Below are 15,400 nucleotides of genomic sequence, written 5' to 3'. Positions count from 1 at the left end.
GCACCGTGCCCACCCACTCCGCCGCTCCGAGCGGACGCGTCGCCCTCGTCGCGCTCCCGGACCGGGCGCGGTCGCCGTGGTGGGAGCTCGGGCGCCGGCTGCTCGCCGCGCTGGCGATCCTGGTCGGCACGGTCCTCCTGGTCTATTTCGACCGCGGGGGGTACGGCGACAGCAGCGACGGCACCGTCGACCTGATCGACTCGATCTACTACACGACCGTCACCCTGAGCACGACCGGGTACGGCGACATCGCGCCGGTCAGCGAGCGCGCCCGGCTCATCAACGCATTCATCATCACCCCTGCTCGCATCGCCTTCCTGGTCCTTCTGATCGGGACCACCCTCGAGGTGCTCGCCTCGCAGGGTCGGGAGATGTTCCGCGTCGCCCGTTGGAGGAAGAAGATGGGTCATCACGTCGTCGTCATCGGCTACGGCACCAAGGGCCGCAGCGCCGTACAGACGCTGATCAGCAACGGCCTGGACCGCGAGTCGGTGGTGATCGTCGACCCGAGTGCGGTGGCGCTCCAGGACGCGCACGCCGACGGCCTGGCCGTCGTCACCGGCGACGCGACCCGGCGCGAGGTGCTGCGCCGCGCGGGCGTCGCCGAGTCCGAGCAGGTCATCATCACCACCGACAGCGACGCCTCCAACGTGCTGGCCACGCTGACGGTGCGCCAGCTCAGCCCGGACGCCTGGATCGTCGCCGCGGTGCGCGAGCAGGAGAACGCCCCGCTGATGCGGCAGTCCGGCGCGAACTCGGTGATCACCTCCTCCGACGCGGTCGGCCGGCTGCTCGGCCTCTCGTCGCTGTCGCCGACGCTCGGCTCGGTGATGGAGGACCTGCTGACGTACGGCGAGGGGCTGGAGGTCGCCGAGCGCGAGCTGCTGGTCTCCGAGGTCGGCAAGCAGCCGCAGTCACTGCCCGACCAGGTGATCGCGGTGGTGCGCGACGAGAAGGTCTACCGCTACTTCGACCCGGTGGTCACCCTGCTCGCACGCGGCGACCGACTGGTCGTCGTACGGCCGGCGAAGGAGCTGCCCTGGGCGCCCCGACCCGGGACCCACGGCGAGGACCTGGCCGCCGACGACCGGTGATCGGTCCTGAGGACCGACTTGTCGCGAAACCCCGCGAGGCCGCGCCGGCGGGTCTAGGGTCGGCCAGCAGCGGCTCTTTGTCGATGTGGCTCAGGGGGAGCATGACCGGAATGCCGGTGCGTCCGTCGGCACGGTCACCGTGGGTGGCCGTCTCCTTCGCCACCCTGTACGTCGTGGCCGGGCTGCTCGGGCGGGCCACGGTCATCGACGGTACGTCCCTCGCCCTGGTCTGGCCGGCGGCGGGTCTGCCGCTGCTGTGGTTCCTGCTGCGTGGCGCCGGGCTGCGGAGCATCGACCTGCCGCTGCTGGTCGTCGTGGCCGCCGTGGTGATGCTGCTGTCCGGGGCGGGCCCGGGGGTCGCCCTGGTCGCGACGGTGACCAACGTCGGCCAGACGCTGATCGCGGCGGCGCTGGTGCGGCGCTGGTGCCCCGAGCTGTACGGCGCGGGCGGCACCCGGCCGCTCGACTCGCCCGCGGCGCTGGCCCGACTGGCGACCGCGATCGCCGTCGGCATGGCCGTCGGTGCGACGGCCGGGACGCTGGGACTGGCCGTCCTCGGCCGCGAGGCCGACGCGGTGACGCTCGCGCTCTGGTTCGGTCGGAACCTGTGCGGGGCGCTGACCGCGGCGACCGTCGGGCTGCTGGTCGCCGAGCGGCTCTCCCGTCCCGCCCCGCGGCCCCCGTTGCTCAGCGGCGGCGCCGGTGGCCGGGTCGAGCTGGTGGTCGCCGTGGCGTTCGCGGTCGGTGCCCACGCGGTGGCGTTCGCGTTCGGCGATCTGCCGCTCGCGTTCGCGCTGCTCGCCTCGACCGTCTGGTTCGGTGCCCGCTTCGCGACCCTGGTCGCCGTCGGCCAGATCTGCCTCACCGGCGTCGTCCTGGTGACAGCGACCTTGAACGACCTGGGTCCGTTCGTCACCGACGCGGATCCGGCCGCCTCGGCGCTGGTCGCGCAGCTGTACGTCGTGACGACGATCCTGCTCGGCCTGGCCCTGGCCACGGGTCGCGACGAGAACCACCGGCTCGCCGACGAGCTGCGCACCGCCGAGGCGGACGCGGTCTACCAGGCGCGGCTGCTGGACGCCGTCGTCGCCAACATCGACTCCGGGATCGTCGTCGTCGACGACGCGAGCGAGATCCGCTTCCGCAACGACGCCGCCGCCTCGATGATCGGCCGCGACCCCGCGCTCGCCTCCGAGGGCGAGGTCGGCGGCCGGCTGCGCGACGCGGTGCAGCGGGCGCTGGGCGGCGAGCAGGTGCGGGGACTGGAGCTCGCGGTCGGATCGGAGGGCGAGCGGATCCTCGACGTGTCCGCCGCACTCCTGCCCCGCGACGGCCGGCGCGGCCGGGGGCGCGCGCTGCTGGTCTTCCGCGACGCCACCACCGAGCACGCGCACCGGACCGAGCTGCTGGCGTTCGCCGGCGTCGTCGCCCACGACCTGCGCAACCCGCTCGCGGCGATCGAGGGCTGGACCGACCTGCTCGACGAGCACCTGGAGCACGACGAGGTCGAGCTCGACCTCGACCTGGGTCGGCAGTTCGTGACCCGGGTGCGCTCGTCCTCGGGACGGATGCGCGAGCTGATCGAGGACCTGCTCACCCATGCGGAGTCCCGCGACCGCGAGCTGAAGCTGGTCCGGGTCGACCTGGGCGCCGTCGCCACCGAGGTGGCGCGCTCCCGCGGTGCGGAGACCCAGGTGAGCTGCCAGCTGCCGATGCCGGCGGTGCAGGCCGACCCGGTGCTGCTCCGGCAGCTCCTCGACAACCTCCTGGGCAACGCCCTGAAGTACGTCGCCGCGGACACCCGGCCCGAGATCCGGGTCTCCGCGCACCCGGCCGGACCCGGCCTGGTCTGCGTGGCCGTCGCCGACAACGGCATCGGGCTGCCCGAGGGCGAGCACGAGCTGGTGTTCAGCGAGTTCCACCGCGTGCACCACCAGTACGACGGCAGCGGGCTCGGCCTCGCGATCTGCCGGCGGATCGTGGGTCGGCACGGCGGCACGATCCGCGCCTACGACAACCCGGCGGGGCAGGGCACCGTCTTCGAGCTCACGCTCCCGGCGGACTGACGCGGGTCGGTCGCGAGCGGGGCGGGGCGGTCCCCGCGGTGAGCATCACTCGCGCCGGCGGACGTGCGCGGCGGAGACCCAGCCCTGACGGACATCCCAGGCGCGCACCCCGCCGCCGCTGACCCAGACCGCGAGCGCCTCCCAGGCGTCACCGCGCCGCCGCCACTCCAGGAGCAACCCCGGGGAGCGCTCGGCCCAGCGCCCGGTCACGCACACCCAGACGTGCTGGGGGACGGTGTGTCCCCTGGCGCCCGTGACGCGGTCCCTCATGGACGAACGATAGAACACCTGTTCGAACGCGTCGACGGCGGAGCGGGTACCCGCTCACCCGTCGGGGTGGCGTCCGCCCGCGAGACAGGGGGTACCCCAGGGCCCTAACCCGAGGAGGACGTATGGCTGAAAGCACGCCCAGCAAGGTCAAGAAGGCCGTGAAGGCCACCGTCGAGGGAGCGGCCGCACGGGTCGCCGAGAAGCTCGCCGAGCTGGACCGACCCGACATCCCCGGGACACCGGGCTCCGGCACCCCCACGCTGGAGGAGCCGACCGAGCCCCGCGAGCCGCTGCCGCCGAAGGCCGACCAGGCCGGACCGGAGCGTCGTACGGCGACCGGCGCCGCGACCGACGTCGACGCCGAGGCGGTCTCCGGCCGGGGCGCGTTCCTGACGACGTCCCAGGGCGCCCGGCTGCGCGACAGCGACCACTCGCTGAAGGCCGGCGAGCGCGGCCCGACGCTGCTGCAGGACCACCACCTGCGCGAGAAGATCACCCACTTCGACCACGAGCGGATCCCGGAGCGGGTCGTGCACGCCCGCGGTGCCGGTGCGCACGGCACCTTCGTCGGCTACGGCAACGCCGCCTCGATCAGCCGGGCCGGCTTCCTGGGCAAGGAGGTGGAGACGCAGGTGTTCGTGCGGTTCTCGACCGTCCTCGGCTCGCGGGGCTCGGCCGACACCGTCCGCGACACCCGCGGCTTCGCGACGAAGTTCTACACCGACGAGGGGACCTTCGACCTGGTCGCCAACAACATCCCGGTCTTCTTCATCCAGGACGGCATCAAGTTCCCCGACGTCATCCACGCCGGCAAGCCGCACCCCGACCGGGAGATCCCGCAGGCGCAGAGCGCGCACGACACGTTCTGGGACTTCGTCTCGCTGCACACCGAGGCCCAGCACCACACGATCTGGAACATGTCCGACCGGGGCATCCCGCGCTCCTACCGCACCATGGAGGGCTTCGGGGTCCACACCTTCCGCTGCGTCAACGCCGAGGGCGCGACCTCCCTGGTCAAGTTCCACTGGAAGCCCAAGCTCGGCGTGCACTCCCTGACCTGGGAGGAGGCGCAGCTGCTCGGCGGTACCGACCCGGACTTCCACCGCCGCGACCTCTACGACTCGATCGAGTCCGGCGCGTTCCCGCAGTGGGAGCTCGGCGTCCAGGTGTTCGAGGACACCCCCGAGGAGATGTTCGAAGGCATCGACCTGCTCGACCCGACCAAGCTGGTCCCGGAGGAGCTCGCACCGGTCCAGCCGATCGGCCTGCTGACCCTGACCCACAACCCGACCAACTTCTTCGCCGAGACCGAGCAGGTGGCCTTCCACGTCGGCAACCTGGTGCCCGGCATCGACGTCACCAACGACCCGCTCTTGCAGGCGCGGCTCTTCTCGTACCTCGACACGCAGCTGACCCGACTGGGCGGACCCAACTTCCACCAGATCCCGATCAACCGGCCGCACGCCCCGGTCAACGACATGCTGCGCGACGGCTTCCACCAGGACGCGGTCCACGGCGGAGTGGCGCCGTACAAGCCCAACTCGCTGGACGGCGGCTGCCCCTTCTTCGCGGGTGGCGCGAAGGACGGCGCGTTCGTCGAGGTCGCGGCGCGCGTCGCCGAGTCGGTCAAGGTCCGCGCGAACCCGGCGTCGTACGACGACCACTACAGCCAGACGCGCCAGTTCTGGCTGAGCATGACGGCGCCTGAGCAGGAGCACATCGTCGCGGCGTACACCTTCGAGCTGGCCAAGTGCTTCGAGCAGGCGGTCAAGGAGCGTCAGCTGCTGGCCCTGGCCAACATCGACCCGGACCTGTGCGCGCAGGTCGCCGCCGGCCTGGGCCTGCCCGCGCCGGAGCCCACCGAGCCGCTGGTCGACCTGGACCCCAGCCCGGCGCTCTCCCAGCTCGGCGCGACCTGGCCGACCGACGGGCGCCTGATCGGCATCGTGGTCGACCCCGCCGGTGACCTGGGCGGCGTCGCCGAGGTCGCGGCCGCGATCTCGGACGCCGGCATGGTGCCGCTCGTCGTCGCACCGCACGGAGGCAAGCTGGCCGACGGCACCCCGGTGCAGCGGACCTTCGCGGCCACCCGGTCCGTCGAGTTCGACGCGCTGGTGCTGGCCGGCAGCCCCGCCCCGGCCCCCGACGCGCTCACCGTGCGCGACAGCAAGGCCGGCGAGGACGCCGCTCCGGGTCTCGACCCGCGCGTGGTGCTGATGCTCCAGGAGGGCTTCCGGCACGCCAAGGTGATCGGCGCCTGGGGCGCCGGGGTCCAGGCGCTCGACGCGGTCGGCATCGCCGGCGCGCCGGGGGTCTTTGCCGGGGACGAGCCGACGGCGGTCCTCGCCGAGGTGCACACCGCCCTGGGTGCGCACCGGGTCTGGGAGCGGTTCGGCTCGCCGAGCTAGGCCGAGTCAGCAGAAGTAGGGGGCCGAGTCAGCACCAGTAGTGCTGACTCGGCCCCCTGGTTGACCTTGCGGGGTCAGGCGGTGGTGCCGGCCCGCTCGTGCACACCGAGGCTCGAGCGGGCGGCCTCCCACCGGGCCACCGGCACCCGGAACGGCGAGCACGAGACGTAGTCGAGGCCGAGCTCGTCGAAGAAGTGGATCGAGGCCGGGTCGCCGCCGTGCTCGCCGCAGACGCCGAGGTGCAGCTCGGGTCGGGTACGCCGGCCGAGCTCGGCCGCCGTCCGGACGAGCGAGCCGACGCCGTCCACGTCGATCGACTCGAACGGCGAGACCGCGACCACGCCCTGGGCGAGGTACGTCGGCAGGAACGACGCCTCGACGTCGTCGCGGGAGAAGCCCCAGGTCATCTGGGTCAGGTCGTTGGTGCCGAAGGAGAAGAAGTCGGCCGAGGCAGCGATCCGGTCCGCGACCAGGGCCGCCCGGGGGAGCTCGATCATGGTGCCGATCGGCACCGTCAGGTCGAACCCGCGGGCCTGCTGCACCTCCGCGACCACCGCCTCCAGCTGGGTGCGTACCAGCGCCAGCTCGGTCTCGGTGGCGACCAGCGGCACCATGATCTCCGGCCGCGGGTCGCCGCCGGCGGCGAGCCGGTCGGCCGTCGCCTCGAGCAGGGCTCGGGCCTGCATCGCGAACAGGCCGGGGATGAGGATGCCGAGGCGCACCCCGCGCAGGCCGAGCATCGGGTTCTGCTCGTGCAGGCGGCGTACCGCCCGCAGCAGGCGGTGGTCGTGCTCGTCGACCGTGTGCCGCTCGTCCTCCAGGGCGACGGTGACGGCGAGCTCGGTGAGGTCGGGCAGGAACTCGTGCAGCGGCGGGTCGATGAGCCGGACGGTCACCGGCAGCCCGTCCATGGCCTCGAGGATGCCGGCGAAGTCCGCGCGCTGGAGGGGGAGCAGCGCCGCCAGCGCCGCCTCCTGCGCCGGGTGGTCCGTGGCGACGACCAGGTCCTCGACCAGGCGTCGCCGCTCGCCGAGGAACATGTGCTCGGTGCGGCACAGGCCGATGCCGGCCGCCCCGAGCCGGCGCGCCCGGAGCGCGTCCGCCGGGGTGTCGGCGTTGGCCCGGACCGTCAGCCGGCGCACCTGGTCGGCGTGGCGGAGCAGTCGGTCGAGGGCATCGGCGACCGGGTCGTCGACGGCCTCACCGCTGAGCCGGCGGACGACCACGGAGTCGCTGACGGCGCGAGCGCCGAGGAACACCTCGCCGGTCGCGCCGTCGAGGGAGGCCACGTCGCCCTCGGCGAGGGTCGGCCCGCCGTGCAACCGCACCCGGCGGTGGACCAGGTCCACCTCGACGGCGTCGGCGCCGCACACGCAGGTCCGGCCCATGCCGCGGGCGACGACGGCGGCGTGCGAGGTCTTCCCGCCACGGCTGGTCAGCACGCCCTGCGCGGCCACCAGGCCGGGCAGGTCGTCGGGGGTCGTCTCCTGACGCACCAGGATCACCTGCTCCCCGCGCTCGGCCCAGGCCACCGCGGTCTCGGAGTCGAGGACGACCCGGCCGACGGCCGCGCCCGGCGAGGCACCCATGCCGGTGGTGACCGGGACGGCGTCCGGGTCGGGGGCGAAGCGCGGCACCAGGAGGCCGGCGACCTGGGCGCCGGTGATCCGCCGCACCGCCTCGTCGAGGTCGATCAGGCCCTCGTCGACCAGGTCGCTAGCGATCCGGACCGCGGCCTGGGGCGTCCGCTTCCCGACGCGGGTCTGCAGCATCCAGAGCCGCCCGTCCTCGACGGTGAACTCGAGGTCGCACAGGTCGCGGTAGTGCTGCTCCAGGAGGTCCATGACGCGCAGCAGCTCGGCGTACGACGTCGGGTCGAGCTCCTCGAGCGCGCTCAGCGGCAGCGTGTTCCGGATGCCCGCGACGACGTCCTCGCCCTGGGCGTCGGGCAGGTAGTCGCCGTACCGGCCGCGCTCGCCGGTCGCCGGGTCGCGGGTGAAGCAGACGCCCGAGCCGGAGGTCGAGCCGCGGTTGCCGAAGACCATGGCCTGCACGTTGACCGCGGTGCCGAGGTCGTCGGCGATGTGCTCGCGGTGGCGGTAGAGCGCCGCGCGCGGGGTGTTCCAGGACGCGAACACGGCGTGGATCGCGAGCCGCAGCTGCTCGTGCGGGTCCTGCGGGAAGTCGCCGCCGGTCTGCTCGCGGATCACCGCCTTGAAGCGCTCGACGAGCTCCAGCAGGTCCTCCGCCGACAGGTCGAGGTCGGTGACGGCGCCGCGCTCGGCCTTGCGGCGCGCGAGCTCGTCGGCGAACAGGTGTCCGGGTACGCCGAGGACGGTCGAGCCGAACATCTGGACGAGCCGGCGGTAGGAGTCGGCCGCGAACCGCTCGTCGCCGCTGCGGGCCGCCAGCCCGGCCACCGAGCCGTCGTGCAGCCCGACGTCGAGGACGGTGTCCATCATCCCGGGCATGGAGAACCGGGCGCCGGACCGGACCGAGACCAGCAGCGGGTCCTCGGGGTCGCCCAGGCGGCGGCCGACGCGCTCCTCGAGCGCGCGCAGGTGCGCGTCCACCTGCTCGGCGAGGCCGGCGGGCTCGCGGTGCTGGGCGAGGTAGGCGCGGCACGCCTCGGTGGTGATGGTGAACCCGGGCGGGACCGGCAGGCCGAGCCGGGTCATCTCGGCGAGATTGGCGCCCTTGCCGCCGAGCAGGTCGGCCTGGTCGCGGTCGCCCACGGTGAAGTCGAAGACGTAGCTGTCCATGCCTCGAGTCTCGCGCCGACGCGCGGCCGGCACGAGGGGCCGAAGGTCCCGGGTCGGGCCGAGCGACCCCACGCAACCGGGTCCTTGGTCCCTGGGCCCGTCGCCGCGCGATCGGCGAACGTGAGGGTGGACGGATCGGAGACCCCACATGTCAGCCATGCCCCCACCCGTCGTCGTCGGCGTCGGCCGCGGCGGCTCGCCCACCGTTGTCGACCACGCCGCCCGCGAGGCGCTCCGGCTCGACCGACCGCTCCACCTCGTGCACGCCGACGGCGCCGAGGCCACCGGGGTGCCGTCCGGGGCTGCGGTGCTGGCCGCAGCCGCCGAGCGGGCGCGCGGCGCCGTGGCCGCCCGGGTGCCCGTGACCACCACGCTGAGCTCCGAACCGCCCCTGGTCGCCCTGGTGAGCGCGGCCGCGGGCGCCGCGCTCGTCGTGGTCGGCCGGGCCCCCCGGCGCTCGCACCCCTACCTGCGGTCGGTCACCGGCGGCGTGGGTGCCTGGGTGCCCGTCCCGGTGCTCTCGGTCCCGGACGACTCGGCGCTGCGCGGGGGCCGCCCCCGGGTCGTGGTCGGCTTCGACGAGGGGGTCAACTGCGGTGAGGCACTGGTCGAGGCGTTCGCCGTGGCCCGGGCCTGCGGGGCCGCCCTGACGCTGCTGGCGACCTGGTGGCACCCGACCGGGCCGAACCGCCGACCGCTGACGGCGGTCGAGGACGCGCGGAAGCCCGCAGGGATCCGTGCGGGGGTGGACCGGGCCACGACCAGCCTGCGAGGGTGGTATCCCGACGTCCCCGTGGAGGTCCGCGTAGTGCACGCACCGGCAGGCGAGGCGCTGATCGAGGCGTCTCACGAGGCAGACCTGGTCGTCCTCGGACGGCACCAGCCGCTGCTCCCGACCGGCTCCCACCTCGGACCGGTCGCGCGAGCGGTCCTGCGCGAGGCGAGCTGCCCGGTGCTGCTGACCACCCCGGTGGACGTGCACCGGGTCCACCTCCCCGGCCCGATCGCCCAGCACGCCTGACCGACCCCAGGAGCTCTGATGGTGCAGACCGTGACGCCCGCCCCTCTGACCGATGCCGACCTCGACCTGCTCGACGCCTGGTGGCGAGCCGCGAACTACGTCTCGGTGGGGCAGATCTACCTGCTCGACAACCCGCTGCTGGAGCGGGACCTGGCGGCGAGCGACATCAAGCCGCGGCTGCTCGGCCACTGGGGCACCACGCCCGGCCTCAACCTGCTGTGGACCCACCTGAACCGGCTGATCCGGGAGCGCGACGTCGACGCGATCTTCCTCGCCGGTCCGGGCCACGGCGGACCCGCCGCCGTCGCGAACGCCTGGCTCGAGGGCACCTACAGCGAGGTCTACCCGGCCGTCGGTGACGACGGCGAGGGGCTGCGGGCCCTGTTTCGCCAGTTCTCCTTCCCGGGAGGCATCCCCAGCCACGTCGCCCCCGAGACCCCGGGCTCGATCCACGAGGGCGGCGAGCTCGGCTACGTCCTCTCGCACGCGTACGGCGCCGCGATGGACAACCCCGACCTGCTGGTCACCGCGGTCGTCGGTGACGGCGAGTTCGAGACCGGCCCGCTGGCGGCGTCGTGGCACGCCAACAAGTTCGTCGACCCGGTGCACGACGGGGCGGTGCTGCCGGTGCTGCACCTCAACGGCTGGAAGATCGCCAACCCGACCATCCCGGCGCGGATCCCGCGCGCGGAGCTGGAGAGCCTGCTGCGCGGCTACGGCCACGAGGTGCTGACGGTCGAGGGCGACGACCCCGCCGACGTGCACCGCCAGCTGGCCGCGGCCCTCGACGCGGCCCATGACTCGATCCGCGACATCCAGCGCGCCGCGCGCGAGGACGGGGAGCTGGAACGACGCCCGTGGCCGATGATCCTGCTCGTCACGCCGAAGGGCTGGACCGGGCCGGCCGTCGTCGACGGGGTCCCGGTCGAGGGCACCTGGCGCTCCCACCAGGTGCCGCTGGCCGGCACCCGGGACAACACCGCGCACCGGGCGCAGCTGCAGGAGTGGCTGGCGTCGTACCGGCCCGAGGAGCTCTTCGACGCCGACGGCCGGCTGGTGCCGGAGCTGCGCGCCCTCGCGCCCACCGGGACCCGGCGGATGAGCGCCAACCCGCACGCCAACGGCGGGCTGCTGAAGCGGCCGCTGCGGCTGCCGGACTTCCGCACCCGCGCCGTCGAGGTGACCACCCCCGGCGCCTCGGTGCACGAGGCGACCCGGGTGCTGGGGGAGTACCTCCTCGACGTGGTGCGCGCGAATCCCGACAACTTCCGGATCTTCGGGCCCGACGAGACCGCCTCGAACCGGCTCGACGCCGTATACGAGGCGACCGACAAGGTCTTCGCCGGGATCATCGAGGACACCGACGAGCACCTCGCCACCAGCGGGCGGGTCGTCGAGATCCTCTCCGAGCACACCTGCCAGGGCTGGCTGGAGGGCTACCTGCTGACCGGCCGGCACGGGCTGTTCAGCTGCTACGAGGCGTTCATCCACCTCGTCGACTCGATGCTCAACCAGCACGCCAAGTGGCTCAAGACGACCCGCGAGATCGAGTGGCGCCCGCCGGTCGCCTCGCTGAACTACCTGCTGACCTCGCACGTGTGGCGCCAGGACCACAACGGCTTCTCCCACCAGGACCCCGGCTTCATCGACCACGTCGTCAACAAGAAGGCCGAGGTCGTCCGGGTCTACCTGCCGCCGGACGCCAACACCCTGCTGTCGGTGATGCGGCACTGCCTGGCCAGCGAGCACTACGTGAACGTCGTCGTCGCCGGCAAGCAGCCGTCGTACGACTGGCTCGACGCGGAGGCCGCCGACCTGCACTGCGCCCGCGGCGCCGGGATCTGGGACTGGGCGTCCAACGACGAGGGCACGCCGGACGTCGTCCTGGCCTGCGCCGGCGACGTGCCGACCCTGGAGGCGCTGGCCGCGACGGCGATCCTGCGCGAGCACCTGCCCGACCTGCGCGTGCGGTTCGTCAACGTGGTCGACCTGATGCGGCTGCAGGACGAGACCGAGCACCCGCACGGGATGCCGCACCACGAGTTCGACGCGGTGTTCACGACCGACCGGCCGGTGATCTTCGCCTACCACGGCTACCCGTGGCTGATCCACCGGCTGGCCTACCGGCGCCGCAACCACGAGAACCTGCACGTGCGCGGCTACAAGGAGGAGGGCACCACCACGACGCCCTTCGACATGGTGATGATGAACGACCTGGACCGCTACCACCTGGTCATGGACGTCATCGACCGGGTGCCCGGCCTGGGGGCGCGGGCCGCGTCGCTGCGCCAGCGGATGGTCGACACCCGCCGGATCGCGCGGGAGTGGACCCGCACGCACGGCGAGGACCTGCCCGAGGTGCGCGACTGGGCCTGGCCGACCGGCTGAGGGCTGGGCAGGGTGGTGGGTGGTCGGTCGCGGCCACAGGTTCATCACGGTATGCAGATCAGTTCGCACCTCCCATGGTGGGTACGCCGTGGGAGGTGCCGGCTCGTCTGCATACCGTGATGAGCCTGCGCGCCCGCCCGTAGCCCCGCGCTCCGCTCACCCCAGCAGCTCGACCACCTGGCGCGCGATCGCCAGCTCCTCGTTGGTCGGTACGACGAGCACCGCGATCGGCGACCCGTCCAGCGAGATCCGGCGCGGACCCGCGTCACCGGCCTCGTTGCGGTCCTCGTCGATGGCGATCCCGAGCCGCTCCAGGCCGGACAGCGCGTCGGCGCGGACCCGGGCGTCGTGCTCGCCGACCCCGGCGGTGAGCACCACCGCGTCGGCTCCGCCGAGCACGGCCAGGTAGGCGCCGACGTAGCTCCGGATCCGGTGGCAGTAGACGTCGTAGGCCAGCCGCGCCCGGTCGTCGCCGTCGTCCATCGCGGCCTGCACGTCGCGCAGGTCGTGGTGGCCGCTGAGGCCCAGCAGCCCGGAGCGGTGGTGCAGCAGGTCCTCGAGGCCGTCGAGGTCGAGGTCGCCGTGACGCAGCAGATGGAGCAGCACGCCGGGGTCGAGGTCACCGGCCCGGGTGCCCATCACCAGGCCCTCCAGCGGGGTCAGGCCCATCGAGGTGTCGACCGGCCGACCGGCCCGAACCGCCGCGGCCGAGGCGCCGTTGCCGAGGTGCAGGGTGATCAGGTCGAGCTCCGCGACGTCGCGACCGAGGAGGGTCGCGGCGGCCCGGGCGACGTACTCGTGGCTGGTGCCGTGCATGCCGTGGCGCCGGATCCCCAGCCGCCGCGCGAGGTCGACGTCGATCGCGTAGGTCGCGGCGGCGGCGGGCAGGTCGGCGAACCAGGCGGTGTCGAAGACGGCGACCTGGGGGAGCGAGGGGTACGCCGCCGCCGCGGCCCGGATGCCGGCGACGGCCGGCGGGTTGTGCAGCGGCGCGAGCCGGGCGAGCTCCGCGATCTCGTCGAGCACGGCGTCGCCGACCAGGGTCGGCCCGGTGAAGCGGTCGCCCCCGTGGACCACCCGGTGGCCGACCGCAGCGAGGTCGCCCTCGGCGATCGCGTGGTCGCGCAGGTCGGCGAGCACGGACTCGAGCGCCTCGTCGAAGCCGCCGGCGCCGATCCGCTCGACGTGGCCGCGGGTGCGGGTCGCGCCGGTCGCCGGGTCGACCACCTGGTACTTCAGCGACGAGGAGCCCGCGTTGAGGACCAGGACGGGACGGCTCATCCGATCCGGACCGCCACGACGCCGCCCACCGTGTGGGCGACCGACTCCGCGAGGGAGCGCTCGGCCGGTCCGGGACCGGTGATCACGACGACGCCGTCGCTCACGCCGACGGTCCAGTCGGCGTAGCCCGCCGACCGGAGGGTCTCCCGGATCTCGGCGGCGATCGCCCCGTCGGGCCGGGCGAGCAGCCGGACGACGTCGCTGCGGGCGATGATGCCCACGACCCGTCCGTGGTCGTCGACGACCGGCAGGCTCTTGAGCCGGCGGTCGCTCATCAGCTCGACCGCGGTGGACAGGTCGTCGTGCGGGCGCACCGTGACCGGGTCCGCGGTCAGCACCTCGGCGACGGTCTGCGGAGGCTGGTGCTGGTCGGGCCCCGACGGTCGCAGGTGGGCTCGGGGGTCGTGCGGCACGGCATTGCGGATCAGGTCGGCCTCGCTCACCACGCCGACCAGCCGGCCGTCGTCGGCGACCACCGGCAGCGCGGTCACGCCGTGCCGCTGGAGCAGGACCAGGGTCCGCTTCACCGACTCCTCGGGTGCGACCGTCACGGGATCGGGCGTCATCGCGCCGGAGACCAGCATCGTCAGGCACCTCCTCGGCGGCCAAGGTGGTGACCAAGGTGGTGACCAGGGTCGTGGCTCGCGTCCGTGGGCGGCAGCGGCCGGCTTCCGGGGTGCAGTGCGGTGCTCATCGTGTCTCTCCTTCGGTGTCCGCCCCAGCCTGCTCGACCCGGGCACCGATGGACAGGGCCGAAGGTCAGTTGTCTCGAGGACCGGCCGACGACAGCTCGAAGACGATCCGGGCGGTGGTGCGGGCGTGCAGGACGTCGTCGATGGCGGCGTTGACGTCCTCGAGCTTCCGGGTCTCCGCCACCACGCGGGTGCGGCCCCGGGCGTGCAGCTCGAAGACCTCCGCGAGGTCCTGCCGGGTGCCGACGATCGAGCCGATCACCGAGATCCCCTTCAGGACGGTCGGGAAGATCGGCAGCTCCATCGGCCCCTCGGTCTCGGGCGGGAGCCCCACGCAGACCAGCCGTCCGCCACGTCGCAGCGGGGCGAAGGCCTGCTCGAAGACCTTCGGGATCACCGCCAGGACGATCGCGACGTCGGCCCCGCCGAGCGCCTCGATCGCTGCGACCGGGTCCTCGGTGCGGGCGTTGACCACGTGGTCGGCGCCGAGCTCGGTCGCCATCTCCAGCTTGGCGTCCTCGACGTCCACCGCGATCACGGTGCCGCCGACGATGCGGGCGTACTGCAGCGCGAGGTGGCCCAGGCCGCCGATGCCGAAGATGGCCACCCGTTCGGTGGGCCGGATGCCCGCGACCTTGATCGCCTTGTACGTCGTGACGCCGGCGCAGGTCAGCGGCGCGGCGTCACGGGGATCGACTCCGTCCGGGACCGGTACGACGTAGTCCGCGTCCGCGTCGGCGACGGCGTACTCGGCGAGCGCGGGACGGGCTCGCGCTCACCCGCCGACGAGCCGGGCGCCCCAGGCCTCGGCGCGCTCCAGCTCGCCGTCATCGAGGGGGCCGTCGGTGTCGGCGACGTAGAACGACATCGCGTCGGCGAGCAGCAGGTAGCCGTGCCGGCGCAGGATCCGGGCGGCCTTGGCCGCCGCCGAACCGGGCAGCCGCCGCACCTTCGTGACCCGGGTGTCGAAGGCCGCGGCCCGGGCGCCCGCACCGGCCGCGGGCAGCTCCTCGAGCCACTCGCGCAGGCCGCGCTCGGCCCGCTCGGAGGGGGCGCCCTGCTTGACGGCGTCGGCTCGCGAGGCGGGCCGGCTGAGCGAGAACGCGTGCGTGGGCGCGCCGATCGCCAGGACGTCGTACGACGGGATCGGGTGCGGCGGGGGCTCGCCCCGGCCGACGTCGACCAGGTCGACCTCGTAGCCGGCGCCGGTCAGCCCCGGGCGACGGCTGCGGCTACGGCGGCGGTGTTGCCGAACATGGACTCGTGCGCCACGAGGGCGGTGTTGCTCATCACGACCTCCTCAGACGGGGGTGCAGCGTCGATCGCCGCACCTGACGACTCCAGCCTGGTCCGGTCCGGCCCGTGCGCCACCTGTCTCGCGCCCCGAGTGGGCGGGACGAAGGACCCTGCCTGGATGT

11 protein-coding genes are annotated in these 15,400 nt (G+C 73.6%); 5 read left to right on the top strand and 6 right to left on the bottom strand.

Annotated elements, in window-relative coordinates; all coding sequences use genetic code 11:
* Window positions 1-5 precede the first annotated feature (5 nt).
* Together MUB56_RS19415 and MUB56_RS19410 are read left to right on the top strand one after the other, a co-directional pair.
* Entirely contained in the window at window positions 6-1,094 is a 1,089-nt protein-coding gene (locus MUB56_RS19415) for a potassium channel protein (RefSeq protein WP_244928655.1), read from the top strand.
* A 143-nt stretch (window positions 1,095-1,237) separates the two neighbouring features.
* Window positions 1,238-3,160 (top strand): ATP-binding protein, encoded by a 1,923-nt coding sequence (locus tag MUB56_RS19410; RefSeq protein WP_244928654.1) that lies wholly within the window; start codon window positions 1,238-1,240, stop codon window positions 3,158-3,160.
* Between the two features lie 45 nt (window positions 3,161-3,205).
* Here the strand turns inward: MUB56_RS19410 and MUB56_RS19405 are convergent, their stop codons facing one another.
* On the bottom strand, window positions 3,206-3,430 hold the full coding sequence (locus MUB56_RS19405; RefSeq protein ID WP_244928653.1) for a hypothetical protein: 225 nt from the start codon (window positions 3,428-3,430) through the stop codon (window positions 3,206-3,208).
* Window positions 3,431-3,552: 122 nt separating this feature from the next.
* Between MUB56_RS19405 and MUB56_RS19400 the strand changes: the two genes are divergently transcribed.
* Window positions 3,553-5,838 (top strand): catalase, encoded by a 2,286-nt coding sequence (locus MUB56_RS19400; protein ID WP_244928652.1) that lies wholly within the window; start codon window positions 3,553-3,555, stop codon window positions 5,836-5,838.
* 74 nt (window positions 5,839-5,912) lie between these two features.
* Here the strand turns inward: MUB56_RS19400 and ppdK are convergent, their stop codons facing one another.
* Window positions 5,913-8,600: a pyruvate, phosphate dikinase gene (gene ppdK / locus MUB56_RS19395; RefSeq protein ID WP_244928651.1), complete on the bottom strand. Its 2,688-nt coding sequence runs from the start codon at window positions 8,598-8,600 to the stop codon at window positions 5,913-5,915.
* 148 nt (window positions 8,601-8,748) lie between these two features.
* On the opposite strand from ppdK, the gene MUB56_RS19390 reads away from it, so the two are divergent.
* The gene (locus tag MUB56_RS19390; protein ID WP_244928650.1) at window positions 8,749-9,621 is read left to right on the top strand and encodes a universal stress protein; all 873 of its coding nucleotides are present in this window, start codon (window positions 8,749-8,751) and stop codon (window positions 9,619-9,621) included.
* Window positions 9,622-9,639: 18 nt separating this feature from the next.
* On the top strand, window positions 9,640-12,009 hold the full coding sequence (locus MUB56_RS19385; protein WP_244928649.1) for a phosphoketolase family protein: 2,370 nt from the start codon (window positions 9,640-9,642) through the stop codon (window positions 12,007-12,009).
* A gap of 156 nt (window positions 12,010-12,165) precedes the next feature.
* Here MUB56_RS19385 and MUB56_RS19380 read toward each other — a convergent pair whose 3' ends face one another.
* The 4 genes from MUB56_RS19380 to MUB56_RS19365 all read right to left on the bottom strand — a co-directional run bounded on the left by MUB56_RS19380 (window position 12,166) and on the right by MUB56_RS19365 (window position 14,931).
* Window positions 12,166-13,290: an acetate kinase gene (locus tag MUB56_RS19380; protein WP_244928648.1), complete on the bottom strand. Its 1,125-nt coding sequence runs from the start codon at window positions 13,288-13,290 to the stop codon at window positions 12,166-12,168.
* On the bottom strand, window positions 13,287-13,874 hold the full coding sequence (locus MUB56_RS19375; protein ID WP_244928647.1) for a CBS domain-containing protein: 588 nt from the start codon (window positions 13,872-13,874) through the stop codon (window positions 13,287-13,289). The genes MUB56_RS19380 and MUB56_RS19375 overlap by 4 nt, the downstream gene beginning before the upstream one ends.
* A gap of 175 nt (window positions 13,875-14,049) precedes the next feature.
* Window positions 14,050-14,589, bottom strand: a complete 540-nt coding sequence (locus MUB56_RS19370; RefSeq protein WP_244928646.1) for a zinc-binding dehydrogenase — start codon at window positions 14,587-14,589, stop codon at window positions 14,050-14,052.
* 168 nt (window positions 14,590-14,757) lie between these two features.
* Window positions 14,758-14,931 (bottom strand): hypothetical protein, encoded by a 174-nt coding sequence (locus tag MUB56_RS19365; protein ID WP_244928645.1) that lies wholly within the window; start codon window positions 14,929-14,931, stop codon window positions 14,758-14,760.
* Window positions 14,932-15,400: the final 469 nt, after the last annotated feature.

The organism is Nocardioides sp. W7 (genome assembly GCF_022919075.1).
In the GTDB taxonomy this organism is placed as follows: Bacteria; Actinomycetota; Actinomycetes; order Propionibacteriales; family Nocardioidaceae; genus Nocardioides.
This window is presented reverse-complemented; position numbering and strand designations above follow the sequence as displayed.

Coding starts and splice junctions, on each gene's coding strand:
- MUB56_RS19405 (WP_244928653.1), bottom strand. CDS start 3,430: ATGAGGGACCGCGTCACGGGCGCCAGGGGACACACCGTCCCCCAGCAC.
- MUB56_RS19400 (WP_244928652.1), top strand. CDS start 3,553: ATGGCTGAAAGCACGCCCAGCAAGGTCAAGAAGGCCGTGAAGGCCACC.
- ppdK (WP_244928651.1), bottom strand. CDS start 8,600: ATGGACAGCTACGTCTTCGACTTCACCGTGGGCGACCGCGACCAGGCC.
- MUB56_RS19390 (WP_244928650.1), top strand. CDS start 8,749: ATGTCAGCCATGCCCCCACCCGTCGTCGTCGGCGTCGGCCGCGGCGGC.
- MUB56_RS19385 (WP_244928649.1), top strand. CDS start 9,640: ATGGTGCAGACCGTGACGCCCGCCCCTCTGACCGATGCCGACCTCGAC.
- MUB56_RS19380 (WP_244928648.1), bottom strand. CDS start 13,290: ATGAGCCGTCCCGTCCTGGTCCTCAACGCGGGCTCCTCGTCGCTGAAG.
- MUB56_RS19375 (WP_244928647.1), bottom strand. CDS start 13,874: ATGCTGGTCTCCGGCGCGATGACGCCCGATCCCGTGACGGTCGCACCC.